This is a genomic window from Hyphomonas atlantica corrig. (assembly GCF_000682715.1).
GTDB classification, from domain to species: domain Bacteria; phylum Pseudomonadota; class Alphaproteobacteria; order Caulobacterales; family Hyphomonadaceae; genus Hyphomonas; species Hyphomonas atlantica.
On sequence record NZ_AWFH01000006.1, the window covers coordinates 1 to 21977 of the forward strand.

The 21977-nt window shown below is 57.5% G+C and carries 19 protein-coding genes; 8 read left to right on the forward strand and 11 right to left on the reverse strand.

Translation table 11 applies throughout. From position 1 onward, the window contains the following. The first annotated feature begins 140 nt into the window (after positions 1-140). Together HY36_RS05445 and HY36_RS05450 are read left to right on the forward strand one after the other, a co-directional pair. The gene (locus tag HY36_RS05445; protein WP_035549599.1) at positions 141-857 is read left to right on the forward strand and encodes a hypothetical protein; all 717 of its coding nucleotides are present in this window, start codon (positions 141-143) and stop codon (positions 855-857) included. A gap of 188 nt (positions 858-1045) precedes the next feature. Next, on the forward strand, positions 1046-1513 hold the full coding sequence (locus tag HY36_RS05450) for a hypothetical protein (RefSeq protein ID WP_035549766.1): 468 nt from the start codon (positions 1046-1048) through the stop codon (positions 1511-1513). 61 nt (positions 1514-1574) lie between these two features. On the opposite strand, the gene phaR is transcribed toward HY36_RS05450, so the two are convergent. Then, positions 1575-2141, reverse strand: coding sequence for a polyhydroxyalkanoate synthesis repressor PhaR (phaR, locus tag HY36_RS05455; RefSeq protein ID WP_035549601.1), 567 nt, complete (start codon positions 2139-2141; stop codon positions 1575-1577). 150 nt (positions 2142-2291) lie between these two features. On the opposite strand from phaR, the gene phbB reads away from it, so the two are divergent. After that, the gene (gene phbB / locus HY36_RS05460) at positions 2292-3017 is read left to right on the forward strand and encodes an acetoacetyl-CoA reductase (RefSeq protein ID WP_035549603.1); all 726 of its coding nucleotides are present in this window, start codon (positions 2292-2294) and stop codon (positions 3015-3017) included. On the opposite strand, the gene HY36_RS05465 is transcribed toward phbB, so the two are convergent. The 4 genes from HY36_RS05465 to HY36_RS05480 all read right to left on the reverse strand — a co-directional run bounded on the left by HY36_RS05465 (position 3014) and on the right by HY36_RS05480 (position 6900). Then, a complete protein-coding gene (locus tag HY36_RS05465; RefSeq protein ID WP_035549604.1) occupies positions 3014-4018 on the reverse strand; it encodes a zinc-dependent alcohol dehydrogenase family protein in 1005 nt (334 codons plus the stop codon). The genes phbB and HY36_RS05465 overlap by 4 nt on opposite strands. Positions 4019-4097: 79 nt before the next feature. Beyond that, the gene (locus HY36_RS05470) at positions 4098-5552 is read right to left on the reverse strand and encodes an AMP-binding protein (RefSeq protein WP_035549605.1); all 1455 of its coding nucleotides are present in this window, start codon (positions 5550-5552) and stop codon (positions 4098-4100) included. A gap of 15 nt (positions 5553-5567) precedes the next feature. Continuing rightward, the gene (locus HY36_RS05475) at positions 5568-6521 is read right to left on the reverse strand and encodes an alpha/beta fold hydrolase (protein ID WP_035549607.1); all 954 of its coding nucleotides are present in this window, start codon (positions 6519-6521) and stop codon (positions 5568-5570) included. Positions 6522-6597: 76 nt separating this feature from the next. Continuing rightward, positions 6598-6900, reverse strand: coding sequence for an SCP2 sterol-binding domain-containing protein (locus HY36_RS05480; RefSeq protein ID WP_027842057.1), 303 nt, complete (start codon positions 6898-6900; stop codon positions 6598-6600). Positions 6901-7073: 173 nt separating this feature from the next. Between HY36_RS05480 and HY36_RS05485 the strand changes: the two genes are divergently transcribed. Next, entirely contained in the window at positions 7074-8621 is a 1548-nt protein-coding gene (locus tag HY36_RS05485; protein ID WP_035549609.1) for an acyl-CoA carboxylase subunit beta, read from the forward strand. Positions 8622-8699: 78 nt separating this feature from the next. Beyond that, positions 8700-9596 carry a DUF4349 domain-containing protein gene (locus HY36_RS05490; protein ID WP_035549611.1) on the forward strand — a complete coding sequence of 299 codons (897 nt, stop codon included), beginning with the start codon at positions 8700-8702 and terminating at the stop codon, positions 9594-9596. Positions 9597-9638: 42 nt separating this feature from the next. Here the strand turns inward: HY36_RS05490 and gltB are convergent, their stop codons facing one another. Then, positions 9639-14171, reverse strand: coding sequence for a glutamate synthase large subunit (gene gltB, locus HY36_RS05495; RefSeq protein ID WP_035549612.1), 4533 nt, complete (start codon positions 14169-14171; stop codon positions 9639-9641). Positions 14172-14175: 4 nt separating this feature from the next. Further along, a complete protein-coding gene (locus HY36_RS05500; RefSeq protein WP_035549613.1) occupies positions 14176-15621 on the reverse strand; it encodes an NAD(P)-dependent oxidoreductase in 1446 nt (481 codons plus the stop codon). Between the two features lie 233 nt (positions 15622-15854). Between HY36_RS05500 and HY36_RS05505 the strand changes: the two genes are divergently transcribed. Continuing rightward, on the forward strand, positions 15855-16706 hold the full coding sequence (locus HY36_RS05505; RefSeq protein WP_035549615.1) for an undecaprenyl-diphosphate phosphatase: 852 nt from the start codon (positions 15855-15857) through the stop codon (positions 16704-16706). A gap of 1 nt (position 16707) precedes the next feature. Here the strand turns inward: HY36_RS05505 and HY36_RS05510 are convergent, their stop codons facing one another. The 3 genes from HY36_RS05510 to HY36_RS05520 all read right to left on the reverse strand — a co-directional run bounded on the left by HY36_RS05510 (position 16708) and on the right by HY36_RS05520 (position 19990). Continuing rightward, complete coding sequence (locus HY36_RS05510; RefSeq protein WP_035549617.1) at positions 16708-17712, reverse strand: complex I NDUFA9 subunit family protein; 1005 nt, start codon at positions 17710-17712, stop codon at positions 16708-16710. Positions 17713-17877: 165 nt separating this feature from the next. Next, a complete protein-coding gene (locus HY36_RS05515) occupies positions 17878-19365 on the reverse strand; it encodes a glycerol-3-phosphate dehydrogenase (RefSeq protein ID WP_035549619.1) in 1488 nt (495 codons plus the stop codon). Position 19366: 1 nt separating this feature from the next. Continuing rightward, positions 19367-19990 carry a J domain-containing protein gene (locus HY36_RS05520; protein WP_035549620.1) on the reverse strand — a complete coding sequence of 208 codons (624 nt, stop codon included), beginning with the start codon at positions 19988-19990 and terminating at the stop codon, positions 19367-19369. 31 nt (positions 19991-20021) lie between these two features. Between HY36_RS05520 and HY36_RS05525 the strand changes: the two genes are divergently transcribed. Together HY36_RS05525 and HY36_RS05530 are read left to right on the forward strand one after the other, a co-directional pair. Then, positions 20022-20294, forward strand: a complete 273-nt coding sequence (locus HY36_RS05525; protein WP_035549623.1) for a BolA family protein — start codon at positions 20022-20024, stop codon at positions 20292-20294. Between the two features lie 78 nt (positions 20295-20372). Next, complete coding sequence (locus HY36_RS05530) at positions 20373-20717, forward strand: hypothetical protein (protein WP_035549625.1); 345 nt, start codon at positions 20373-20375, stop codon at positions 20715-20717. On the opposite strand, the gene HY36_RS05535 is transcribed toward HY36_RS05530, so the two are convergent. Continuing rightward, complete coding sequence (locus HY36_RS05535; protein ID WP_035549627.1) at positions 20697-21959, reverse strand: HlyC/CorC family transporter; 1263 nt, start codon at positions 21957-21959, stop codon at positions 20697-20699. The genes HY36_RS05530 and HY36_RS05535 overlap by 21 nt on opposite strands. Between the last annotated feature and the right edge of the window lie 18 nt (positions 21960-21977).

Here is a 21977-nt window from a genome sequence, read left to right on the forward strand (position 1 = left end):
ACGGAGCTGGACTACAGGATACCCGGATGGTGAGAGCCAGTCCGGCTTTGGGCGCTGAGAGCGACACGCCTGCGGTCTTTTGAAGCTGAAAATACACATTTTCGTATCTTTAAAGACGTTTTCAATACAGCCATACAATCATGATGATCCGCACTGTCTTCCTCATGCTTGCCTTCACCCTGGCGGGCCTCGGCCTGCCCGCCTCAGCTCAACTTACCAGCGGCATTTCCGGACCGGAAGTGTCCGAAGGGAAACGAGCCGCAGGGTACCGCGCCGCCTATGACCCGGATACGAACGGTCTGGCTCAACGTGTGCACGTCGACTATGCGCTGAATGGACGTATGCTCGTTCGGGGCGTGATCCATGCCCGCAAGACGGACGCCGAAACAGTTGATTTTGACTATGCCCAAGCCGAGTTGCGCTGGCAGATGACGCCCGATGGTGCGCGCTGGGCGTCTGGTCTGCGGTTTGACGCCCGGCTGCGCGACGATGACCGGCCCGGCCAGGTCTCCCTGCACTGGTTGAACCAGTTCCGTCTGTCGGACACGCTCACAGCGCGGTTCACGGCGATTGGCACTGTCCAGACCGGCTCAAACCGGCAATCTGGCACCTTCCTGCAAACGCGAGGCGACCTCGGCTGGGCGATTGCCCCGGACATTGATGTCGGCGCGGAGCTCTACAATTCCTTCGGGCGGACAAGCGATATCCTCCCCCTGTCCGAGCAAAGCCACCAGATCGGCCCATTTGCCGACCTGCCGCTCACCGACAGCCTGTCACTGCGCACGAGCGCCCTGTTCGGTGTCACGTCCGGGTCGCCCGATGCCACCTTCCGGGTTTTCCTGACCCAGGATTTCTGACACCCAAGAAGTGGCTCGCCACACGCAGGCCATTACGGTAAACGTGTTTTTAATGCAGACGAAGGACGGGTAAGTCCGCCATGGATCGCGAAACCAAATTGGCCATCTCAGGCGCGGCCATCGCAAGGCGGGATCAGAAGCGTCGGGGACATGACGCCTCTGGCGGCAGAACCAGAAAGGGGTCTTTTATGCGCGCAATCTTCGGAATTTTTCCGCTGCTGGTCATTCCGGTAGCGCTCTACAATCTTCTCGCCGTCGGATTTGGCGGATCGGTAGAAACGGCGAATGAGTTTGGCGAGATCATCCGTTCGGATGCAGCGCCGATTCTCGGCCTGCTCAGCGACCGGTTTATCGGCCTGCCGATGATTTCCGGCGTCGAATGGGTCCTGACCAAAGGAGACGCCATTGTCCTGTTGGCCGTGATTTTCCTGTTTCTGGAAATCCTGAAGTCGACCTCAACCGGCACGGCGACGATCATCAATCACGCGGTTTCGATGATCCTCTTCATCGTCTGCCTGATCCAGTTCCTGTTGCTGCCGAATTTTGCAACGTCGACCTTCTTCATCCTGATGTCGATGACGTTGCTGGATGTGCTGGCAGGCGTCGTGGTCACGATCGTCTCCGCCCGACGCGACTTTGGCGTGGGCGATATCTAGACCTGTTTCAAAATGAACCAGTTTTGAGAGCCCGCACCGCGGGCTCTTTTACCGTCCGGCCTCAATCCTTGCTGTAGAGGTCAGACAATTGCTTCTGGATCGCGGCCATCTGGGCCTGCATGTTGGCCAGCGCCTCGGCCTGGTATTCCATCATCGGATTTGCGGCAGGCGCGGCTTTTTCGGCGCTTTTGAGCGTCGGCATGAACAGTTTCATCGCCTCTTCGAACATGGCCATGTTCCGTTTGGCCTGCTGCTCGAAGGCATTCATCGGATTGGCCGCCTTGCGCCATTCCTTCTGCGCCTCGGTGAAGCTGTTCATCGACATCTCCAGATAGGACGGCAGGAAAGCCTGCGCGCCGCCACCATAGAAGCCGATCAACTGGCGCAGGAAATTCAACGGCAAAGCCCCTTCGCCCTTCGTCTCGTTTTCGAAGATGATCTGCGTCAGGACCTGACGCGTCAGATCCTCTCCGGACTTTGCATCGCGCACTTCAAAGTCACGCCCTTCGCGGACAAGTTCCGAGAGATGGTCGAGCGTCACGTAAGAGGAAGTCGACGTGTCGTAGAGTCGACGGTTCGCGTATTTCTTGATGATGATCAGATCGTCTGATCCGTTTCCCTTGGCCATGTCCTGCCCTCTGCTTCTCAATTCGTCGAAGCAATTATTGTGCTATGCAGCAAGTCTTGCACAAAAATTGCCCGTGACCAATCCGCTATTGCTATCGCACCGGTGGAATGGCTAGCTGATGGCGTCAAACGACACGGGAGGAAATGTGTTATGGCGAAAGTAGCTTTGGTTACTGGCGGTACGCGCGGAATCGGTCGCGCAATCAGCGAAACCCTGAAAGCAAAAGGCTTTGCGGTCGCAGCAAATTTTGCGGGCAATCAGCAGGCCGCCGATGAATGCGCGAAAGAGCTGGGCATCAAATGTTACAAGTTCGATGTGGCCGACTATGACGCGGTCGGCGCGGGCCTTGCGGAGATCGAAAAGGATCTCGGGCCTGTCGATGTGGTCGTCAACAATGCCGGCGTCACGCGAGACGCGCCCTTTCACAAGATGACCCGCGAACAATGGCAACAGGTGATGGATATCGACCTGACATCCGCCTTCAATGTCACCCGTCAGGTTTGGGAAGGCATGCGTGAGCGCGGCTGGGGCCGCGTTATCAACATCTCATCCATCAACGGTCAGAAAGGCCAGTTTGGTCAGGCAAACTATTCCGCCGCCAAGGCCGGTCTGATTGGCTTCAGCAAGGCGCTCGCACAGGAAGGCGCCAAAAAGGGTATCACCGTGAACACGGTCTGCCCCGGATACATCGACACAGAAATGGTCCAGGCCGTTCCGGAAAAGGTCCTTGAGGGGATCATCGCGACGATCCCTGTCGGCCGCCTTGGCAAGGCCGAAGAGATCGCCTCGATGTGCGCCTACCTCGCCAGCGATGAAGCCGCCTTCATCACTGGTGCGACAATGACCGTGAACGGCGCGCAGTACATAGCGAGCTAGAGACTCAGCGTGATCTTGCCGAAATGCTGCTGGCTTGCCTGATGGGCAAAGGCATCAGCAATTTCGGCAAGCGGGAAGTCCTTGTCGAGAACCGGCTTGATGCCATTGGCCTCGATCGCGGCAATCATGTCCTCCTGATGCCGCCTGGATCCGACAGTAATCCCGGACAGGGTAATGTTCAGGGAGAACAAAGCGGCGGTGGGCACTTCACCCGCCACGCCAGTCAAAACACCAATGAGGGAGATATGCCCACCCGGACGCGAAGCTGTAATCGATTGGGCCAGTGTGCCCGGTCCGCCGATCTCGACGACCTCATCAACACCGCGGCCTCCGGTGATCGCCTTGGCCGCCTTCCCCCAGTCGGGCGTGTCCTTGTAGTTGATAACGTGATCCGCCCCCAATTCCTTCAGGCGCTCCAGCTTAGCGTTTGAGGACGAAGTCGAAATCACACGGCACCCTGCGGCCTTGGCGAATTGCAGTGCAAAGATGGAAACACCACCTGTGCCCTGGGTCAGAACCCAATCACCGGGCTTCACTTTCGCCTCGACCATCAGGGCACGCCATGCCGTCAGCGCCGCGCAAGGGAGCGTCGCAGCTTCACGATAAGAGTATCCTTCCGGCATACGCGTGAATGCGGTTTCCGGCGCAGCGACAAGTTCCGCGCCACACCCGTCGGCGCCATCTCCGGGAACACTTGCAAAGCCAGCGGCTTCGATCTCGCCAGCTTGCCAGTTCGGGAAGAAGAGCGACAGCACCTTGTCACCGGGCTTGTACTTCGTCACGCCCTCGCCAACTTCAACGACTTCTCCGGCGCCATCCGACATCGGAATGCGTCCATCATCTGTGGGGATCCCCCCCATGACGACAACAAAATCGTGATAGTTCAAACTGCTCGCATGAATACGAACAAGGATCTCTCCGGCCTTCGGCTTCGGGTCTGGACGGTCTTCAATCACCAGATTGCCGGGGCCTCCGGGCTTCTTGACGGCAGCAACTTTCATCTTGGTCTCCTCCTGAATTTTCAACAGGGGAGCTATGCCTCCGCTACGGAAGTCAAGCGATCCGGGAAATCCGTTTCGGTCAAGCTGTCAGCCGCGCTTCCCTCAAGGCCTTGCGCCGGACTTTCCCGGCATCGTCCCGAACCGGGTCAGACACGAATTCAAAACTCTTAGGAATTTTGTAGCGAACAAGATGCTCGTTCAGATGCGCAAGCATGGATGCGTCATCAACCGCGCCGTCTGGCCGGTCGATAATCGCATGGAGACGCGCGCCCATATCCTCATCCGGCAAGCCGATGACGGCCGAAGATCGCACACCGGGATAGGCATCAATCGCGGCCTCGACTTCGGCAGGATAAATGTTTGCACCGCCGGAAAGGATCATGTCGGACAGTCGATCTGTGAGATAGAGATATCCATCGGTATCCATCCAGCCAAGATCGCCCAAACTCTCCCAGCCGCCATCAATCGCTTTTGCTTCCGCGCCGATGTATCGGTAGGTGGAACCCTGCCCCGTCAGGGGGCGCAGGAAAACTTCACCAACCTCGCCCGCGGGCACAGCTTGCCCAGTCTCATCGACGATCTTGATCTCACATGCCTCAACCGGTCGACCGACCGAGCCCTTGTGCTCCAGCCACTCATCGCCCCGGATCATGGTTGTGCCCTGCCCTTCCGTTCCGGCATAGAGTTCCCAGATGACCTCTGCTCCGAGCCAATCGATGAAACACTCCTTCAGCCAGGCAGGGCATGGCGCAGCAAGATGCCAGAGCGTCTTCAGACAAGATATGTCATACTTTGTACGGACGTCTTCTGGCAGCGACCAGATACGGCGCATCATCGTCGGCACCATGTACACAATGTCGATCTGGACGCGCTCAATCGTTTCAAGGGTTTTCTCGGCATCGAAACGCGTCGTGATGGCCACAGTACACCCTCGGAACAAAGCCGTCATGGCCCAGACAAAGGGCCCGTTATGATAGAGCGGCCCGGGAACCAGCATTGCACCCTGCTGCTGGATTTCCAGAAAAGGAAGCTCCGTATCCCACGTTGCAGGCTGGGCCGACACGATCAGTTTGGGGCGACCAGTAGATCCACCACTGGTCATGGCCTTGAGTGAGGCGGCCGTGCGCTCTGGTAGCGCGTCATCGGAGAGGGCGGCATCCGGTTCAAAGCCCAGTGAAACGGACGGCGTCCCTTCATATTCTCCCGGCTGAACGCCTATGATCAGCGATGGTTTGCCAAGCTCAATGATCTGGTCGCGCTCATGTCTGGGAAGCTTCGCGGAAATAGGCTGCGGTGTTGCGCCAAGTTTCCAGACTGCGAAACAGGCCGAGAAAAACTCAATGCTGTTCGGCAGGGCAATGGTGACGAAATCGTCCTGTTTCACACCCAAGGCTTCATATGCGCGTGCCAACCGGTTCGTGGAGGCGTCCAGATCTGCCCATGAAATGGCGTCGCCTTCGTGATCGATGGCAACACGGTCGGGCTGCTGCTCTGCCCAGAAACTCAAGATGCGTGATAGAGACAGAACTGGCATTGGATTTCCTCGCTTTTATATATCCGCGCGCTTCAGCAGGCGGTGGAAACCCTCCCAGAACTCCTGTCTGCGATCTTCGGTTTCCATTAGAATTTCATGCATCGCCCCTTCGACGACCACATGTTCGCAATCTGGCAGCTTGGCGCAAATCTTCTCATGTGACGCATTGTCGACAAGTTGTTCTTCTTCAGCGGACGCGACAAACACCGGAATGGTTACTTGCTGCAACGTCTTCGGCTTTGTGAATGTATCGAGAATGTTCAGCGATGCGCCAAGCCATCCCCAGGTCACGGGGCCAAGCTCCAGATCCGGTCGCGCCTCGATCAGAGCGCGCTGCATTTCCCAATGTTTCTTGTCATGGGTCACAATATTGGTTTCGAATGTTTCCGGCGGTCCGGGCTGGATAGCGTAGTCACCGGCGCGCCCCGTCGCGCGCATGGCCCAGACGAGATATCGCATTCCAAGAAAACGTGACTTCAGCCCCCACATGGGTGCGCAGAATGCCGCCGCATCGACCTTGACCAATCCCTGCGAAATGGTCGCCAGCGCGATCGCACCGCCCATGGAGTGCGCGAGCGAAACATGAGGTCGCGGCAGCCGCTCTTGAAGACTTTCCAGACCGTTCGCAAGCGCCCCCATGAACGTCTCGAACCGGTCAATGTGTCCCTTCTTCGTATCGTCCAGCAATCGCTCCGACAGACCCTGGCCCGGCCAGTCCAGGATGACAACGGCAAAGCCCATCTCCTGTAGCTCGCGCCCGACCTCGAAGTATTTCTCGATGAATTCCGTTCGCCCCGGACAAACGATCACCGTACCGCGAGGATTCGATGCAGACAGGGCTGGCGCGATACACGCTCTTAGATTGCGCCCGCCACTTCCCTTGAACCAGACAATCTCTGCGCCATCCGGCGGAGGATTTCCCGGGACCAGAACGAAGGAATCGTCGAGGATGTGAGGGGCCGTCGTCATGCAAAGCGTCCAAATATAAAGAGGCCGCCCAAGGTTTCCCCGGACGGCCACTGAGATCAAGTTCGTTTCAGCGTGATTAGCTGAACTTCTTCATCAGGTTCTGCAGCTGCATGGCGACAGACATGTCACCTTCAACTTTCAGCTTGCCCTGCATGAAGGCCATTGTCGGGTCCATGGCACCTTCGGAAATCTTCACGAAGTCGTCCCAGTTGACCTTGATGGTGGCGTCGGCGTCAGAGTCGGAATTGTCGGCCTTGCCGGCCACGCCGTCGATGAACAGCTTGCCAGCGTCACCGAAATCGAATTTCACCTTCTTGGTGAAGTCGCCGCCAGCCTCGACTGCGGAGTCGGCTTTCGAAGTAAGTTCTGCGAGATCCATTGAAATCCTCCTTGAATGGACTTGAGGCGATAAAGCCGATCCTGACAGCGAATGGCAAGACTTCAACGGCGACATTTACTTGATTTGATTCAGCTGTTGCGGGGAATCGGAGAATTGCTCAGGTTTTGAAATCCGCTTGACCTAGCGTAGCGGAAGCATGGAAATTCACGCGCATGAGTTGGCAAAAATCGATTGAAGAATTGCGTCGGCGCGAGCGGCTGGCAGAGAAAATGGGCGGCGAAGAGCCCGTATCCCGACAACGAGGACGCGGAAAACTGACGGTCCGCGAACGGGTCGCGTTCCTGGCCGATCCCGGCAGCTTCCACGAAATCGGCAAGATCGCTGGCAATGCAACCTATGGCGCAGACGACGAATTGGAGCATTTTACGCCCTCGAACTCAGTTATGGGTCGAGCGCAGTTGAACGGGAAATCCACGGTCATTCTGGCCGATGATTTCACCGTCCGCGGCGGGGCCGCAGATGCCTCAATCTGGCAAAAGATGGTGCAGGCCATCAAGATGGCAGCCGAATACCGACTGCCTCTGGTGCAGATGATTGATGGCACGGGCGGCGGCGGATCGGTAAAGATGCTGGAAAAGGATCCGCGCACATACATCCCGGAGACACCAGGCTGGAACGAAATCACTCACGGTCTGACACAGGTTCCGTTCGTCTCCCTCGCGCTAGGCCCGTGTGCTGGTATGGGCGCAGGCCGGGTCGCCGCCAGCCATTTTTCTGTCATGGTGAAAGAGCTGAGCCAGGTATTCGTTGCTGGCCCGCCAGTTGCCATTGCGCTTGGGGAAGATGTCACCAAGGAAGAAATGGGGGGTTGGAAAATCCAGGGGCAGAACGGAACCGTCGACAATGTGGTGAATTCGGAAGCCGAGGCGTTCGAAACAGCCCGTCGCTTCCTGTCCTATCTCCCAGCCTCCGTGCACGAACTTCCGGAACGGGAACAGCCGAATGATACCCCCGACCGACGCGAAGAAAGTCTCATCTCCATCGTCCCAACAGATGGCAAGACACCCTACAAGCCGCGCAAGATCGTCGAGGCGACAGTCGACAAGGGCAGCTTCTTCGAAATCGGCCATGATTGGGGCCGCGGTATCGTTTGCGGTTTCGCGCGGCTGGACGGGTATCCAGTCGGCATTCTCGCTGGCGACCCATTTTTCCTTGATGGTGCCTGGACGGCGGATGTTTGCGACAAGGTCGCGCGCCATATGGATCTGTGTTCGCAGTTCCACCTGCCCGTCGTCCACTTCGTGGATTGTCCCGGCTTTGCGGTCGGCGTGAAGGCGGAAACGGCGGGCGTTACCCGCGCCGGCGTGCGTGCCATGACCGCGATTTACCAGGCAGACGTTCCTGTCTGCTCTGTGGTTATCCGCAAGGCCTACGGCTTGGCCGGGTCTGCCATGATGAACCAGAGCCGTACCAAATGGCGCTATTGCTGGCCGAGCGGCGACTGGGGCAGCCTGCCAATGGCGGGAGGCATCGAAGCGGCATTCCGCAAGGAACTGGCCGAGGCCGAGGACCCGGACGCGTTGAAAGCCCAACTCTACAAGAAGTTCGATGCGATCCGGTCACCCTTCCGCACGGCAGAGTCTTTCTACGCAGAGGAAATCATCGACCCGCGCGATACGCGCCCCCTACTCGTGGACTTTATCCACCACGCCTGGCGAACGCTGGAGCCCGGAGAAAGACGCATTGGGTTTCGTCCCTGACACCCTGCCTGATTTCCAACCTGATCTTGCCATTTTGCTGGTTTCATGTGGAAGTCCGCACGGACGTGGAGGGACCAGATGAAACTCAAGATACCAACATTCACAGCCGCAGCGCTCTTGCTCGCGGCATGCGGCGGGCCAAGCGGGGAGCCAATCGAACGCTCCAGAATGTCTGCCCCGGCAGCTGCTCCGATGATGGAGCAGGACATGGCCGTGGGCGAGGCTTTCTCTAAATCGGGCACCGATGGCGCGCCAGTTGACGACGTTGCGCAACAATACATTGCCTATTCGCATTCCCTCGGACTGCGCCTGCCAGTCAAACAGATTGAACCAGTGATGCAGGGGCATGTAGCCGCCTGCAACGCCGCAGGGCCATCCGTCTGCATCGTCACAAACTCCTGGTTCAACACCTATTCCGAAGATGAGGCCTCTGGATCGCTCCAACTACGCGCGACACCTGACTGGATAGAAACATTCCTCAACGGCATTGACGAAGAAGCCAAGCAGGCGAACGGAGACGTCACGAACCGCCAAACGACGGCTGAAGACCTCACCGTTTCCATTATTGACACCGACGCCCGGCTGAATGCTCAGCAGACTTTGCAAAAACGTCTGGAGGAATTGCTCGCCAATCGAGACGGAGAACTCGGCGACCTTCTGGCGACCGAGCGGGAACTGGCAAGGGTGAATGGTGAGATCGACTCTCTGAAATCTTCGCTCAAAGCATTGATGTTGCGCGTGAACATGAGCCAGCTCAGCGTGAACTACGAGACAAAACGCAATCCAGTTTCTCAAAGTGCACTCTCGCCAATTGGAAATGCGTTTGGAGACTTCTTCTACAATCTATCCAGCGCCCTCGCCGCCGTAATCACTGCCTTTGCGGTCGGGCTGCCGTGGTTGATCCTGATCGGTGTCTTCCTATGGATCTGGCTCAAACTGGTCTGGCCCCGGATACGGCGGAAGAAACCTCAATAGCGAAAAAGCCCCCGGATCGCTCCGGGGGCTTTTTCATCAGGCCTATGCCAGTGCTTTCTTCCTGGACTTGGGCTTCGTGTCGCCCAACAGAAGATGCGCAATTTCCTTTGGCACGATCATCAAGATCTCTCGGGTCGTTGTTTCCCAATTCTCGAGCAGGTCCTTCGCACGCAGAGATTTGGTCCGCTTGAAATGTTCTTCGATGAGGGCCTTCGCTTCAGCGATATGATCCGCTTTCATCTCGGCAAGCGGATACCAATCAATGGCTTCCGGGTTGGCCATCTTCTCAAACTGATTGTCCGGATCCCAGATATAAGCCGTTCCACCCGTCATACCGGCGCCGAAATTGTCACCAACCGGCCCAAGGATAACGGCTTTGCCGCCTGTCATGTACTCACAGCCATTTGCGCCACAGCCTTCGATCACCGTCACAGCGCCGGAGTTTCGAACCGCGAAGCGAACACCCGCCGTCCCTGCCGCAAACAGCTTGCCAGCCGTCGCGCCATAGAGACAGGTGTTCCCGATGATCGCATCACCGGCGCGATTGCGCTCCTTCGGTCGGGGAGAGACAACGATGGAGGCTCCAGACAAACCTTTGCCCACATAGTCGTTCGCGTCGCCAATAACTTCCAGCAAAAGACCCTGTACGGAAAACGCACCGAGTGACTGGCCTGCTGAGCCTTCAAGGCGGATATGCAGGCGGCCTTCGGGCAAGGCTTGCATACCGAACTTGCGCGTGATGGCAGAGCTCGACCGCGCGCCAATACCGCGCATCGTATTCTGAACGCCGTATTCCAGCTGCATTTTCTCGCCACGTTCGAAGAATGGTTCGGCATCGCGCAGGATCTGGGTATCCAGCGTATCCGGAACTTCTTCTCGACGATTCGGCTGATAGATGACCGGCGTTTCTGTATCGACCTGCACCAGAAGCGGGTTGAGATCGAGATCGTCCAGATGCGTGGAACCACGGCTGACCTGAGTCAGCAGATCTGTCCGTCCGATCGCTTCATCCAGCGATTTCAGGCCGAGAGATGCCAGAATTTCGCGCACGTCTTCGGCGATGAAGCTCATCAAATTAACGACTTTATCCGGAGACCCGGTAAAGTGCGCACGCAGAGCTTCATCCTGAACACAAACACCAACGGGGCATGTGTTAGAATGACACTGGCGGACCATGATGCAGCCTATGGCGACGAGCGCGGCCGTGCCGATACCGTATTCTTCCGCGCCCAACATGGCCGCAATCACAATATCCCGACCGGTGCGCAGGCCACCATCTGTCCTGAGCGTCACCTTGTTGCGCAGATTGTTGAGCGACAGGATCTGGTGCCCTTCAGCCAGGCCAAGCTCCCAAGGCAGGCCAGCATATTTGATCGAGGTCTGAGGGCTTGCACCGGTACCACCAATTCCGCCTGCAATCAGAATGACATCTGCCTTTGCCTTCGCAACCCCGGCGGCAACCGTGCCGACACCCGATTGGGCAACCAGCTTCACGCAGACACGTGCCTCTGGGTTGATCTGCTTGAGATCATAGATCAGCTGCGCGAGGTCTTCGATCGAATAGATATCATGATGCGGCGGTGGCGAAATCAGCGTAACGCCCGGCGTTGCGTGGCGAAGTTTCGCGATGAGTTCCGTCACCTTGAAGCCAGGCAGCTGGCCGCCTTCACCCGGCTTCGCACCCTGGGCGATCTTGATCTCGATTTCTCGGCATTGGTTCAGATATTCCGCCGTCACACCAAATCGACCAGATGCGACCTGCTTGACTGCAGAATTCATATTGTCGCCATTTGGAAGAGGACGGAACCTCGCACGGTCTTCGCCGCCTTCCCCGGAAACGGATTTCGCGCCGATACGGTTCATGGCAACATTCAACGTACCGTGCGCTTCCGGACTAAGGGCGCCCAAAGACATGCCCGGTGTCACGAAGCGCTTGCGAATCTCATTAATCGACTGAACGCTGGATACCGGAACCGGTGCCCCGGCAGGCTTGAAGTCCAGCAAGTCACGCAATTGAATCGGGTCGCGCGAGTGAACAGCCTCGACGTATTTGCGATAGATGGAATAATCGCCGCGATCACACGCAGCCTGAAGCGTATGGATCAGATTTCCATCCAAGGCATGCGGCTCTTCGGATGCACGCAAGCGGTAAAAGCCACCCACGGGAAGCGAAACCACGTCCTCATCGAATGCGGCCTCGTGTCTGACGAGCGCATTCTCTTCAAGGCCCGCAAGCCCGAGCCCGGAAATCCGGCTGCTCATGCCTGGGAAGTAGTCCGCTACGAGCGCGCGGGAGAGACCCAATGCTTCGAAATTATAGCCACCGCGATAAGACGAGATTACGGAAATGCCCATCTTGGACATGATCTTCAACAACCCGCCCTCGATGGCTTTCTTGAAGTTCAGCACGCATTCATTGAGATCGAGATCCCCGAACAGCCCTCTTGCTTGGCGGTCGGCGATGATATCTTGCGCCAGATAAGCGTTCACGCAAGTCGCACCGACACCAATCAGAACCGCAAAATAATGCGTGTCGAGACACTCTGCAGACCGCACCGTGATGGAGCAGAACGTCCGTAGACCCTGGGCTACGAGATGAGAGTGAACCGCGCCCGTCGCAAGGATCATAGGGATGGCGATTTTATCAGCAGACTGATGCTGATCGGTCAGAATGATGTGCTCACGACCTTCACGTACCGCATCTTCCGCTTCCTGACGGATACGGCTGAGGGCGTTCTTGAGAGCTGTGCCGTCGCCGGCCGCATCAGACTCGTCGAACGTACAGTCGATTTCTGCGGTCCCGACACCCAGCCGATCGATCAACCGGTCATACATCCCGTTGGTGAGAACCGGGCTCTCCAGCACAAACACTTCCTGCTGGGATTTATCCGTGTCCAGCACGTTTCCGAGATTCTTGAAGCGGGTCTTCAAGCTCATGACGCGTTCTTCGCGCAGTGGGTCAACAGGCGGGTTTGTCACCTGGCTGAAATTCTGCCTGAAGAAATGGCTCATTGGGCGATAGGAGTATGACAGCACGGCTGTCGCCGTATCATCACCCATCGAACCGATGGCCTCCTTGCCACCCTCTGCCATTGGCGACAGGATGAGCTCCAACGTCTCAAGCGTGTATCCCGCCGCGGTCTGACGTCGCAGCAGGTCTTCCTTGTTGAACATCAGTGGCTCGGGCCCTGGTCCGATTTCCGGCTCGAGTTCTGTGACAGCCTTGAGCCAGTCTTCGTAAGGCGCCTTGCCCGCCAGCAGGTCTACAAGCTCACCATGCTCATAGAATTTGCCGGTCTTGAGGTCCGCCGCAATCATGCCGCCGGCCTGAATCAGGCCGCGCTTCGTCACTTCGTGATCGCCAAGCGGACACATGCCAGCTTCCGACCCGACAGCCAGAATACCGTCCGCCGTCAACGCATAGCGCAGAGGGCGCAGACCATTCCGATCAAGGCCAGCGATTGCCCAACGGCCATCATAAGCCGCGATGCCAGCCGGGCCATCCCACGGCTCCATCACGGAATTGCAGTAATCGTACAGAGCCTGATGCGACGTGGGCATCACGGAATCGCGTTTGGACCAGGCTTCAGGAATAAGCATGGCTTTTGCCATCGGAGCTGAGCGCCCCGATTTACAGAGGATTTCGAAGACTGCATCCAATGCCCCGGAATCTGATGTGCCATCCGGAATAACCGGCTTCACGTCGTCGACATGGCCACCAAATGCCTCGGACACCATGCGGATTTCATGGCTCTTCATCCAGTTCTTGTTGCCGCGAACCGTATTGATCTCGCCATTATGCGCAATCATTCGGAAGGGCTGTGCCAATGACCATTGGGGAAAGGTGTTGGTCGAGTAGCGCTGGTGATAAATTGCGAAGGCAGAGACGAAACGTTCGTCTTTCAGATCCAGATAAAAATTGTCGATATCCTGAGCAAGGAACATGCCCTTGTAGATCAGGGACGAGTGGCTGAGCGAACAGACGTAGAAAGATGGAATGGCCGCTTCGCGGGCACGGCGTTCGATCCGCCGGCGGCAAATATAAAGCGCACGCTCCAGGTCTTCGGGGCTGCGTCCCATCGCGTCACGGAACATGATCTGTTCGATTGCCGGGCGTGTGTCTTTCGCCTTCTGACCGATAACGGTCACATCGACCGGCGGCTGACGCCAACCATAGATGTAGAAGCCGAAATGCAGGACTTCAGTCTCCACCAATGTCCGCGCAGCTTCCTGCGCTGCAAAATCCGTTCGTGGCAAGAAGATCTGGCCAACGCAGATCGGGTCATCTGTTGGGTTATGGCCCGTGCGCGTGACATGTTCCCGGAAGAAATCCTGAGGCACTTCCACGCGAATACCGGCGCCATCGCCTGTCTTGCCGTCAGCATCCACCGCTCCGCGGTGCCAGACATTTTTCAGAGCCTCGATGCCCATTTCAACGATTTCGCGGCGCGGCTTGCCATCCAGCGCAGCCACCAGACCAACGCCACACGCATCGTGTTCGAACTCAGGGTCATAGGCATGGCCGTCGATCAAGCGCTGACGGTTGGCTTCATACTGCTTTACATAATCTGACATGTATTTACTCCGCCGCCACTTTAGAGGCGCGCTCTTGTGCTTTCATCGCCTTGTGCATTGCGTCCGCTGCGTCACGGCCATCTTTGATGGCCCAAACGACGAGCGATGCTCCGCGTACGATATCGCCCGCGGCGTAAACGCCCGGCAAGCTGGTTTCCATTGTGGCGTAATCGACCCGCACCGCGCCCCAACGGTTCACGGTCAGCGTCTCTTCTCCAAACAGCTCAGGCAGGTCTTCCGGATCAAAGCCAAGCGCCTTGATGACCATGTCGGCCTTCAGGTCAAAGGTTTCACCGGTCCTCACCGGAGATTGGCGACCGGATGCATCGGGCTCACCCAGTTTCATGCGGCTAGCCCGCACGGCTTTCAGCTTGCCGGCTTTCGTATCGAGAATTGCCTCCGGTGACGCGAGCCATTCGAACGTGACGCCCTCTTCTTCAGCGTTCGCCACTTCCCGTTGGCTCCCCGGCATGTTGGCGCGGTCCCGGCGATAGAGGCACGTGACGCTCTTTGCCCCTTGGCGAATGGCAGTCCGGACACAGTCCATTGCGGTATCGCCGCCTCCGATCACCACAACTCTTTTTCCATCGGCGTTCAGCGTCCCATCATCATAGGCTGGAACGGCGTCGCCAAAATTCTTGCGATTGGAAGCGGTCAGGTATTCCAGCGCCGGGAAAACGCCTTCATTGCCACTACCGGGGCATTTCAGGTCCTTCGCCTGGTACACGCCGGTCGCGATCAGAACCGTGTCATGTTCTTCGCGCAGGGTCGCAAGAGAAACAGTCTCCCCAACGCGCGTATTGAACTTGAACGCGATGCCGGAATCTTCCAGCCGTTTGATGCGACGCTCGACGACATCTTTCTCGAGCTTGAAGCCCGGAATACCGTAGACCAGCAGACCACCCCCGCGATCATACGCATCATACACGACAACCTGGTAGCCCTTGCGGCGCAGCTGTTCCGCCGCCGCCAGACCCGCCGGGCCAGCGCCAATAATGCCTGCCGATTGAGCCCGCTCCCGTGGTGGCTTGATAGGAGTTACCCAGCCCTGCTCCCAGGCATTGTCTGTGATATATTTCTCGATCGAGCCGATTGTCACCGTGCCATGACCGGACTGCTCGATTGTACAAATACCTTCGCACAAACGATCCTGCGGGCAGATGCGGCCACAGATCTCCGGCATGTTATTCGTCGCAGAGGACACTTGATATGCCTCTTCCAGGCGATCTTCCGCCGCCAGTTTCAGCCAGTCCGGGATATTATTCGATAGCGGGCAGCCTTGCTGGCAGAATGGAACGCCGCATTGGGAACAGCGCGTTGCCTGCTCTTTCGCCTTGTCCTTGCTGAACTCTGCATAGATTTCATCGAAATCGTCCTTGCGATCCGTCGCGGATCGCTTTGTCGGCATGCTTCGCTCGACCTTGATGAATTTCAGCATCTTTTCTGCCATAGTGGCGCTCCTGACCTTGGAAGCCCGGGCTTACGGCGTGAGCGCCTTGTGCGCAATAGTATATCGCGCTTTATATATTGTTTCGATATGCGTAATTCTGCACAATCGCAAAAAACACTCCAATATGAGAAACAGTCTCATATTTTCGTATTATTTTGATATGTAGTGATTTGATGGTTGGTTTACCGAATTGGGCTAGGTGCAAACTGTCGGAATTCAACTAGGTTCGCGCCATGTCACTCCTGCAGCTTGCCATCATAGCCCTCCTTCAAGGTACCACCGAGTGGCTGCCGATTTCGTCTTCGGGGCACGTTCTGCTTGCAGCAGGCTATTTCAGTGCAAGTCCTGCGGATGAACTGCTCATCAACGCAGTCTCAAATATTGGCACTCTGCTGGCCATGCTCATCTACTTCAGGAAAGACGTCGCAGATGCCGTTGCGGGCGGATTCGAACTGATCGCCGCACCTGTTTCGAAATCACCTCTTTCGAAAGGGGCACGCCTCGCCGCCGCCGTCATCGTCGCGACCCCCATCGCCCTGATTGTCGCCGTTTCCTACGAATTGTTCCTGCCAGAAAGCATGCTCTCGACAATGCGAAGCATCTACGTGGTTGCAGCAACCACTATAGTGTTCGGCGCGCTCCTTTGGTGGGCCGACGCCAAGGGCGCACGAACACGCACAGAAGAAGACATGACGCTCTGGCACGCATTCCTGATCGGTGCCACGCAGGCCATCGCAGCCATTTTGCCGGGGACAAGCAGGTCCGGCATAACAATGACGGCCGCGCGAGCATTGGGCTATGATCGCACGGAAGCCGCCCGCTTCTCGATGCTGATTGGTGCCCCCATACTGGCGGCGGCCGGTGGATATGGCCTCATCGGCCTCATGTCCGCTGATCCTGCCGGTTCAGTCTTGACGCTTCAGGATGGCCTGGTTGTTGCGGGTATTTCATTCATCACCGGTCTCGCGTCCATCTGGTTTCTGATGTCACTGCTCAGCCGAATGAGCTTCCTGCCCTTCGTTATCTACCGTTTTGCGCTCGGGGCCGTCCTGATCCTGGGCTCACCCATGATCGGGCTGCTCTAGATCAGGCTTCAGAAGCTTTGTGGAACTCGCCATAATCCCGGAAGCGCCACAGATAGCCCGGCACGATGGCCTCCACCGATTCAAGATCAGTAATGCCAAGATCCTTCATGGTCAGCGCATCGTCGGCCACCACATTGTCGGTTTTCAACATTTCAACCTGGTCGGCTGTCAGCGGCGGATCACCGAGAAAGCCCCAAGAGAATGGTGGGACGTAGCGCCACACAGCAGCGCTCAGATAACCCATCGGCTTGGCCACGAAAAAGGGCAACGGCACGGTGAACCGGCGTTTGTCGATGGTGGAGAAGATCACGTCATACAGCTCATTGAAGCTGTAAGTCCGCGGGCCGCCCAATTCGTAGGTCTTGCCGGCAGCCGCCTCATTATCCACCGCAGTCGCAATCGCTTCAGCCACATCCCCTGCATACACGGGCTGGAAGCGCGTCTTCCCACCGCCAAGCGCAGGCAACAGCGGCAGCACGCTCATGATGGGTGACGTCGCCATCGCGGCGAACCGATTGAAGAATTCGTCTTCCGGGCCGAACACGATGGAAGGACGCAGAATCGTCGCCGTTGGCACGGCTTCGCGCACAGCCGCTTCGGCTTCAGCTTTCGTGCGCGCATAGTCTGCATCAGAATCGGCGTCTGCACCAATTGCGGAGACTTGAACGAAGCGTGTGATGCCCTTCTCGGCCGCAGCAGCGCCAAGAACTTTAGTTCCCTCGCGTTGAGCGGATTCAAACGTCTGCGCACCCTTTTCGAACATGATGCCAACCAGATTGACCACTGCATCGGCGCCTTCCAGCGCGCGATCAACGGATTCCCGGTTGCGGATATTGGCCTGAACGATATCGACCCATCCTGGAGGGCCTGCGAGGCGAACATCACCCGCCGTATTCACATGGCGACACGCAACGCGCACACGCCAGCCCTTTTTCACGAGTTCACGGGCAGCATAGCGACCGATAAACCCCGACCCGCCGAAAACAGTTACCAAGCCTTTGGTCATCTTCAGTCTCTCTCATGGCGGCCATGCCGCGATAATTCGATTGGGGCCTTTGATCATAGACCCTCCCGCCTGTCTACCAAGCGAGCGCGGGCGAATCAGCGCGGACGTGCAGATTGTCCCATTCGACTTGCCGGGTTGCCCAATCCGGCATCGGAAATCTGGAATCTATGCCCCGTAATGTTCTGCAAACCAATCGGCAAACGCCCGTCGCTCGTTCTCACTCATGTGCAAGCCAAGCTTCGACCGACGCCAGAGAATGTCCTCGGCTGAGCGCGCAAACTCCGACTCGACCAGATAGTTGACCTCCGCCTCGAACAGTCCCGCCCCGAACGCCCGCCCGAGTCCCGCTTCGCTTTCTGCCTTTCCAAGCAGAAGCCGGACCCGTGTGCCATACGCCCGCGCCAACCGCTCAATCAGTGCAGGGTCTAGCGCCGCATACTCGCGCAGCAATTCGCCCAGAAATGAAGAGAAATCAGCGTCCGGGATATCCCCTCCAGGCAGGCTTGCGGTTTGGGTCCAATCCGGCGCGGTTTCAGAAAATATACCTGCCAAGGTCGCCATCGCGTCCTCGGCAAGCTCCCGATAGGTCGTGATCTTTCCGCCGAAGACCGAAAGGATCGGGGCCCCTGCCCCATCATCGAGTTTCAGAACATAGTCCCGCGTAACTTTGGAGGCGTTAGCAGCGTGGTCATCGTAAAGTGGGCGTACGCCTGAATAGGTGGCCGCGACATCTGCTGGTGTCACCGGCACCTTGTAGTACTCACTCGCCCCGTCGCAGAGGTATTCGATCTCATCCTGAGTGATCTCGACCTTGTCGCGATCAGCATCATAGGGAACATCCGTTGTGCCGATCAGGGTGAACTCTCCGCGTTCATACGGAATTGCGAACATGATCCGGCCATCGCCATTCTGGAAGAAATAGGCGTGATCACCCTCATGCCATCGCGGCACGATGATGTGACTACCCTTGACGAGTCGGAGATGCGTCACGTCCGGCTGGTTGCTATCGAGGTCCAGAATGTCATCAACCCACGCGCCGGCCGCGTTGACGACGGCCTTGAACTGCCGGGTGTGTGTTTCGCCTGAGGTTTCGAGAACGGCTTCCCAGTGATCGGTGTGGCGCGTGAGTGATGTGCACCGGGTTTGCGTCAGGATTTCGGCGCCGCGCGCCTTCGCATCAACCGCGTTCAACACGACAAGACGCGAATCCTCCACCCAGCAATCTGAATACTCGAAGGCGAGCCTGAACTCATCTTTCAAAGCATCGAGTTTAGACGTCGACTTTCGGCGAAGCGTGGTCGTGGCTGGCAGGATCTTTCGTCCGCCGAGATGGTCATAGATGAAGAGTCCCAGCCGTATCAGCCAGGCTGGTCGCAGCGCCTTGTGGTGCGGAAGGACAAACCGCATCGGCCATATGATGTGAGGCGCGGCCTTGAGCAGGATCTCCCGTTCAATCAGTGCCTTGCGAACGAGGCTGAAATCATACTGTTCGAGGTAACGCAGGCCGCCATGAATCAGTTTGGTACTGGAGGAGGATGTGTGCTGGGCCAAGTCATCCTTTTCGCACAGGACGACATCAAGCCCCCTGCCCGCGGCGTCGCGCGCGATCCCCGTGCCGTTGATCCCGCCGCCGATCACCAGAATGTCGTGCATCTCAGCCTTTCATCAGGCCGGCGGCCTTCAGCAGCTTCCCTGCGCGTAGGACGCGTTGCAGCTTGTGCTCCGAAGAACGGTCACCCTTGTTCGAATCCGGATGGAACCGCCGCACATATTCCGCGTAGCGCGCACGGATTTGTGCTGGCGTCGCGTCTGTTTCCAGATCCAGTTCCTTCAATGCGCGGGTCTGAAGCGTATTGCGGTTGCTCGAACTCGCGGCCTCGCCATTTGCCACGTCATCCATGTTGAAGAACCGGCTACCCGCCCAACGGCGCGGATCAAGCTTCTGAGCGCTCTTTTCTCCCGCCAGCGGACCTGTTCCAAATTTCCAGGTACGCTTGTGGCCAAACCGTTCCTGACGGGCAAAGGACGCGGCTTCCGCCTCCGACATACCTTCGAAGAAGTTGAAGCTGCGATTGTATTCCGCCGCATGAACCTGACAGAACCAATGGCGTCCATTTCCTTTGCGTTTCGGCGCAGGATGCGTCCCCTCAAGGTCGCATTCCTTGTGGTCACAAACACGAGTCTTCTGGGCACGCGCACGTGAAGCCTCGTCTTTGGGAGGCTTGATGCGTATATCCTTGAACTTCACGCGATAGGAAAATGGGTCACTGTCTGACATGGCCCGGCATAATAAGGAGAGCAGGTTAAAGATGCCACCGCCAAGTGACAGGTTATCGCGAATTCGTGACCTTTTGACCGAGGCTTTCGAACCCACAGAGCTCGAAATCACGGATGACAGCCACAAACACGCCGGGCACGCCGGGGCCGCACCGGGTGGCGAAACCCATTATTCCGTGCGAATCACATCCGCTGCATTCGAAGGATTGTCCCGCGTCCAGACGCAGCGCGCCGTTATGCTGGTACTGCAGCCTGAATTCGATACCGGGCTTCATGCTCTTGCGCTGAAGGCGAAACCGGCCTGATTCTTGAATTTCCTATCTTCTGGCGGAACCGAATTATGACTCGTTCATTAATTCCACAGCCGTCGAGGAGAACGGGTGATGGTAAGAGAATTGATGATCGCCGCAGCTGCGGGCGCAATGTTCATGGGTTCAGCGAGCGCCGAGCCTGTATCTGATGAGATGAATCTGGGCATGATGCACTGGATTCGCGACACGGTTTGCACACCAGATCGCGAAATCGTCTTCGTGCCGGTTTCGCATGATATTCCAACCCTTCAGGGGGAGTGGGCGGTCATCGCGATGGACAATCCCGATCCGAATTCGGCCCACATCGTGTCCTTGAACGAAAAGAACTGGCTTAAGGCCAATGGGTGCGACGAAGACCCAGCCGATACGCTGCAGATGGCCAGCCGGAAAACCGAATCAGCTCGTCTCGGCCTCTGAAATATTCAGGCCGGTCACTTGATTGCGCTGTCGGCGCAACACGTTGAACCGATACCCGTGGAACACAAAGCTTTGGCCTGGCTCAGGGATGGTTTGCGCCTCATGAATGACGAGGCCCGCGACCGTCACGGCCTCCTCGTCGGGCAAATTCCATCCGGTCGCGCGGTTTAAGTCCCGAATAGGGACCCAGCCATCAACATTCACAGACCCATTCGGCTGCGGGCGCACGCCTTGCACCGCCACGTCATGCTCATCATGAATGTGGCCGACGATCTCTTCAAGAATGTCTTCGAGCGTGATCAGTCCCTGGAGCTCGCCATACTCGTCCACGACGAGTGCAAAGTGACTCCGCTTTTGCAGGAACGCATCGAGCTGATCCTGAACTGGCGTTGTCTCCGGAACGAACCACGGCTTGCGAAGCAGGTCTTCAAGATTGAGCGACGACAAGTCTCCGCCAAGGGGTAACGCAGCACGCAACAGGTCTTTTGCGTGCAGAATGCCGACAATCTCTTCCTTCTCGCCGCGATAAAGCGGCAAGCGCGTGTGCGGGCTCGCCATGGCCTTCATGATAAGCTGGCGCGGCTCGAGATCCGCATTCAGCATCTTGATGTTCTTGCGGTGGATCATGACGTCTTCGACTGTCAGTTCCTTCAGGTCCAGCGCGCCAACAAGGCGCAGCCGGTCTTCGGCGCCCACACCGCCCTCGGATGCGTGGAGATCAATCGCGCCTCGAATTTCCTGTTCCGCAGAAACCGCTTCCGCCGGAGTACCAAGACCGAGCACACGAAGCGTCACGCTGACCACAAACTGGATCAGGACGACGATCCACGACACGGCAAGAACCAGGGCGCTGATCGGTCTGGCCACACTCATTGCCATCGTATCCGGACGTGAAATCGCATACGTCTTCGGCAACACTTCGGCGAACACCAGCACAAGAATGGTCATGACGCCCGTCGCCATGACGAGGGCCAACCCGCCCTGGCCAAACAGCGCCGTAAACAGCGACGTCGCCAGAACCGAGGCAAGAATGTTCACGAGATTGTTGCCGAGCAGGATCGCCCCGATCAGGTTTTCCCGATTGGAGATCAACCGGTTCACCGTTGCGGCACGCTTGTCGCCATCCTTCTCCAATTGGTGCATTCGGGCGCGCGACGCCGCTGTCAGTGCGGTTTCCGAACCAGAAAAAAAGCCTGACATGCCAAGCAGCAGCAGGATGGAAATGGCATAACCGATAATCATGGTGTGGGTCTCATGGCG

Excerpts from the sequence above, each read along its gene's own strand:
- HY36_RS05500 (WP_035549613.1), bottom strand. The coding sequence starts at position 15,621 with ATGGCAGAAAAGATGCTGAAATTCATCAAGGTCGAGCGAAGCATGCCG.
- HY36_RS05465 (WP_035549604.1), bottom strand. The coding sequence starts at position 4,018 with ATGAAAGTTGCTGCCGTCAAGAAGCCCGGAGGCCCCGGCAATCTGGTG.
- HY36_RS05485 (WP_035549609.1), top strand. The coding sequence starts at position 7,074 with ATGAGTTGGCAAAAATCGATTGAAGAATTGCGTCGGCGCGAGCGGCTG.
- HY36_RS05535 (WP_035549627.1), bottom strand. The coding sequence starts at position 21,959 with ATGATTATCGGTTATGCCATTTCCATCCTGCTGCTGCTTGGCATGTCA.
- HY36_RS05470 (WP_035549605.1), bottom strand. The coding sequence starts at position 5,552 with ATGCCAGTTCTGTCTCTATCACGCATCTTGAGTTTCTGGGCAGAGCAG.
- phbB (WP_035549603.1), top strand. The coding sequence starts at position 2,292 with ATGGCGAAAGTAGCTTTGGTTACTGGCGGTACGCGCGGAATCGGTCGC.
- HY36_RS05450 (WP_035549766.1), top strand. The coding sequence starts at position 1,046 with ATGCGCGCAATCTTCGGAATTTTTCCGCTGCTGGTCATTCCGGTAGCG.
- gltB (WP_035549612.1), bottom strand. The coding sequence starts at position 14,171 with ATGTCAGATTATGTAAAGCAGTATGAAGCCAACCGTCAGCGCTTGATC.
- HY36_RS05445 (WP_035549599.1), top strand. The coding sequence starts at position 141 with ATGATGATCCGCACTGTCTTCCTCATGCTTGCCTTCACCCTGGCGGGC.
- HY36_RS05475 (WP_035549607.1), bottom strand. The coding sequence starts at position 6,521 with ATGACGACGGCCCCTCACATCCTCGACGATTCCTTCGTTCTGGTCCCG.
- HY36_RS05490 (WP_035549611.1), top strand. The coding sequence starts at position 8,700 with ATGAAACTCAAGATACCAACATTCACAGCCGCAGCGCTCTTGCTCGCG.
- HY36_RS05510 (WP_035549617.1), bottom strand. The coding sequence starts at position 17,712 with ATGACCAAAGGCTTGGTAACTGTTTTCGGCGGGTCGGGGTTTATCGGT.
- HY36_RS05525 (WP_035549623.1), top strand. The coding sequence starts at position 20,022 with ATGCCACCGCCAAGTGACAGGTTATCGCGAATTCGTGACCTTTTGACC.
- HY36_RS05530 (WP_035549625.1), top strand. The coding sequence starts at position 20,373 with ATGGTAAGAGAATTGATGATCGCCGCAGCTGCGGGCGCAATGTTCATG.
- HY36_RS05515 (WP_035549619.1), bottom strand. The coding sequence starts at position 19,365 with ATGCACGACATTCTGGTGATCGGCGGCGGGATCAACGGCACGGGGATC.
- HY36_RS05505 (WP_035549615.1), top strand. The coding sequence starts at position 15,855 with ATGTCACTCCTGCAGCTTGCCATCATAGCCCTCCTTCAAGGTACCACC.
- HY36_RS05480 (WP_027842057.1), bottom strand. The coding sequence starts at position 6,900 with ATGGATCTCGCAGAACTTACTTCGAAAGCCGACTCCGCAGTCGAGGCT.
- HY36_RS05520 (WP_035549620.1), bottom strand. The coding sequence starts at position 19,990 with ATGTCAGACAGTGACCCATTTTCCTATCGCGTGAAGTTCAAGGATATA.
- phaR (WP_035549601.1), bottom strand. The coding sequence starts at position 2,141 with ATGGCCAAGGGAAACGGATCAGACGATCTGATCATCATCAAGAAATAC.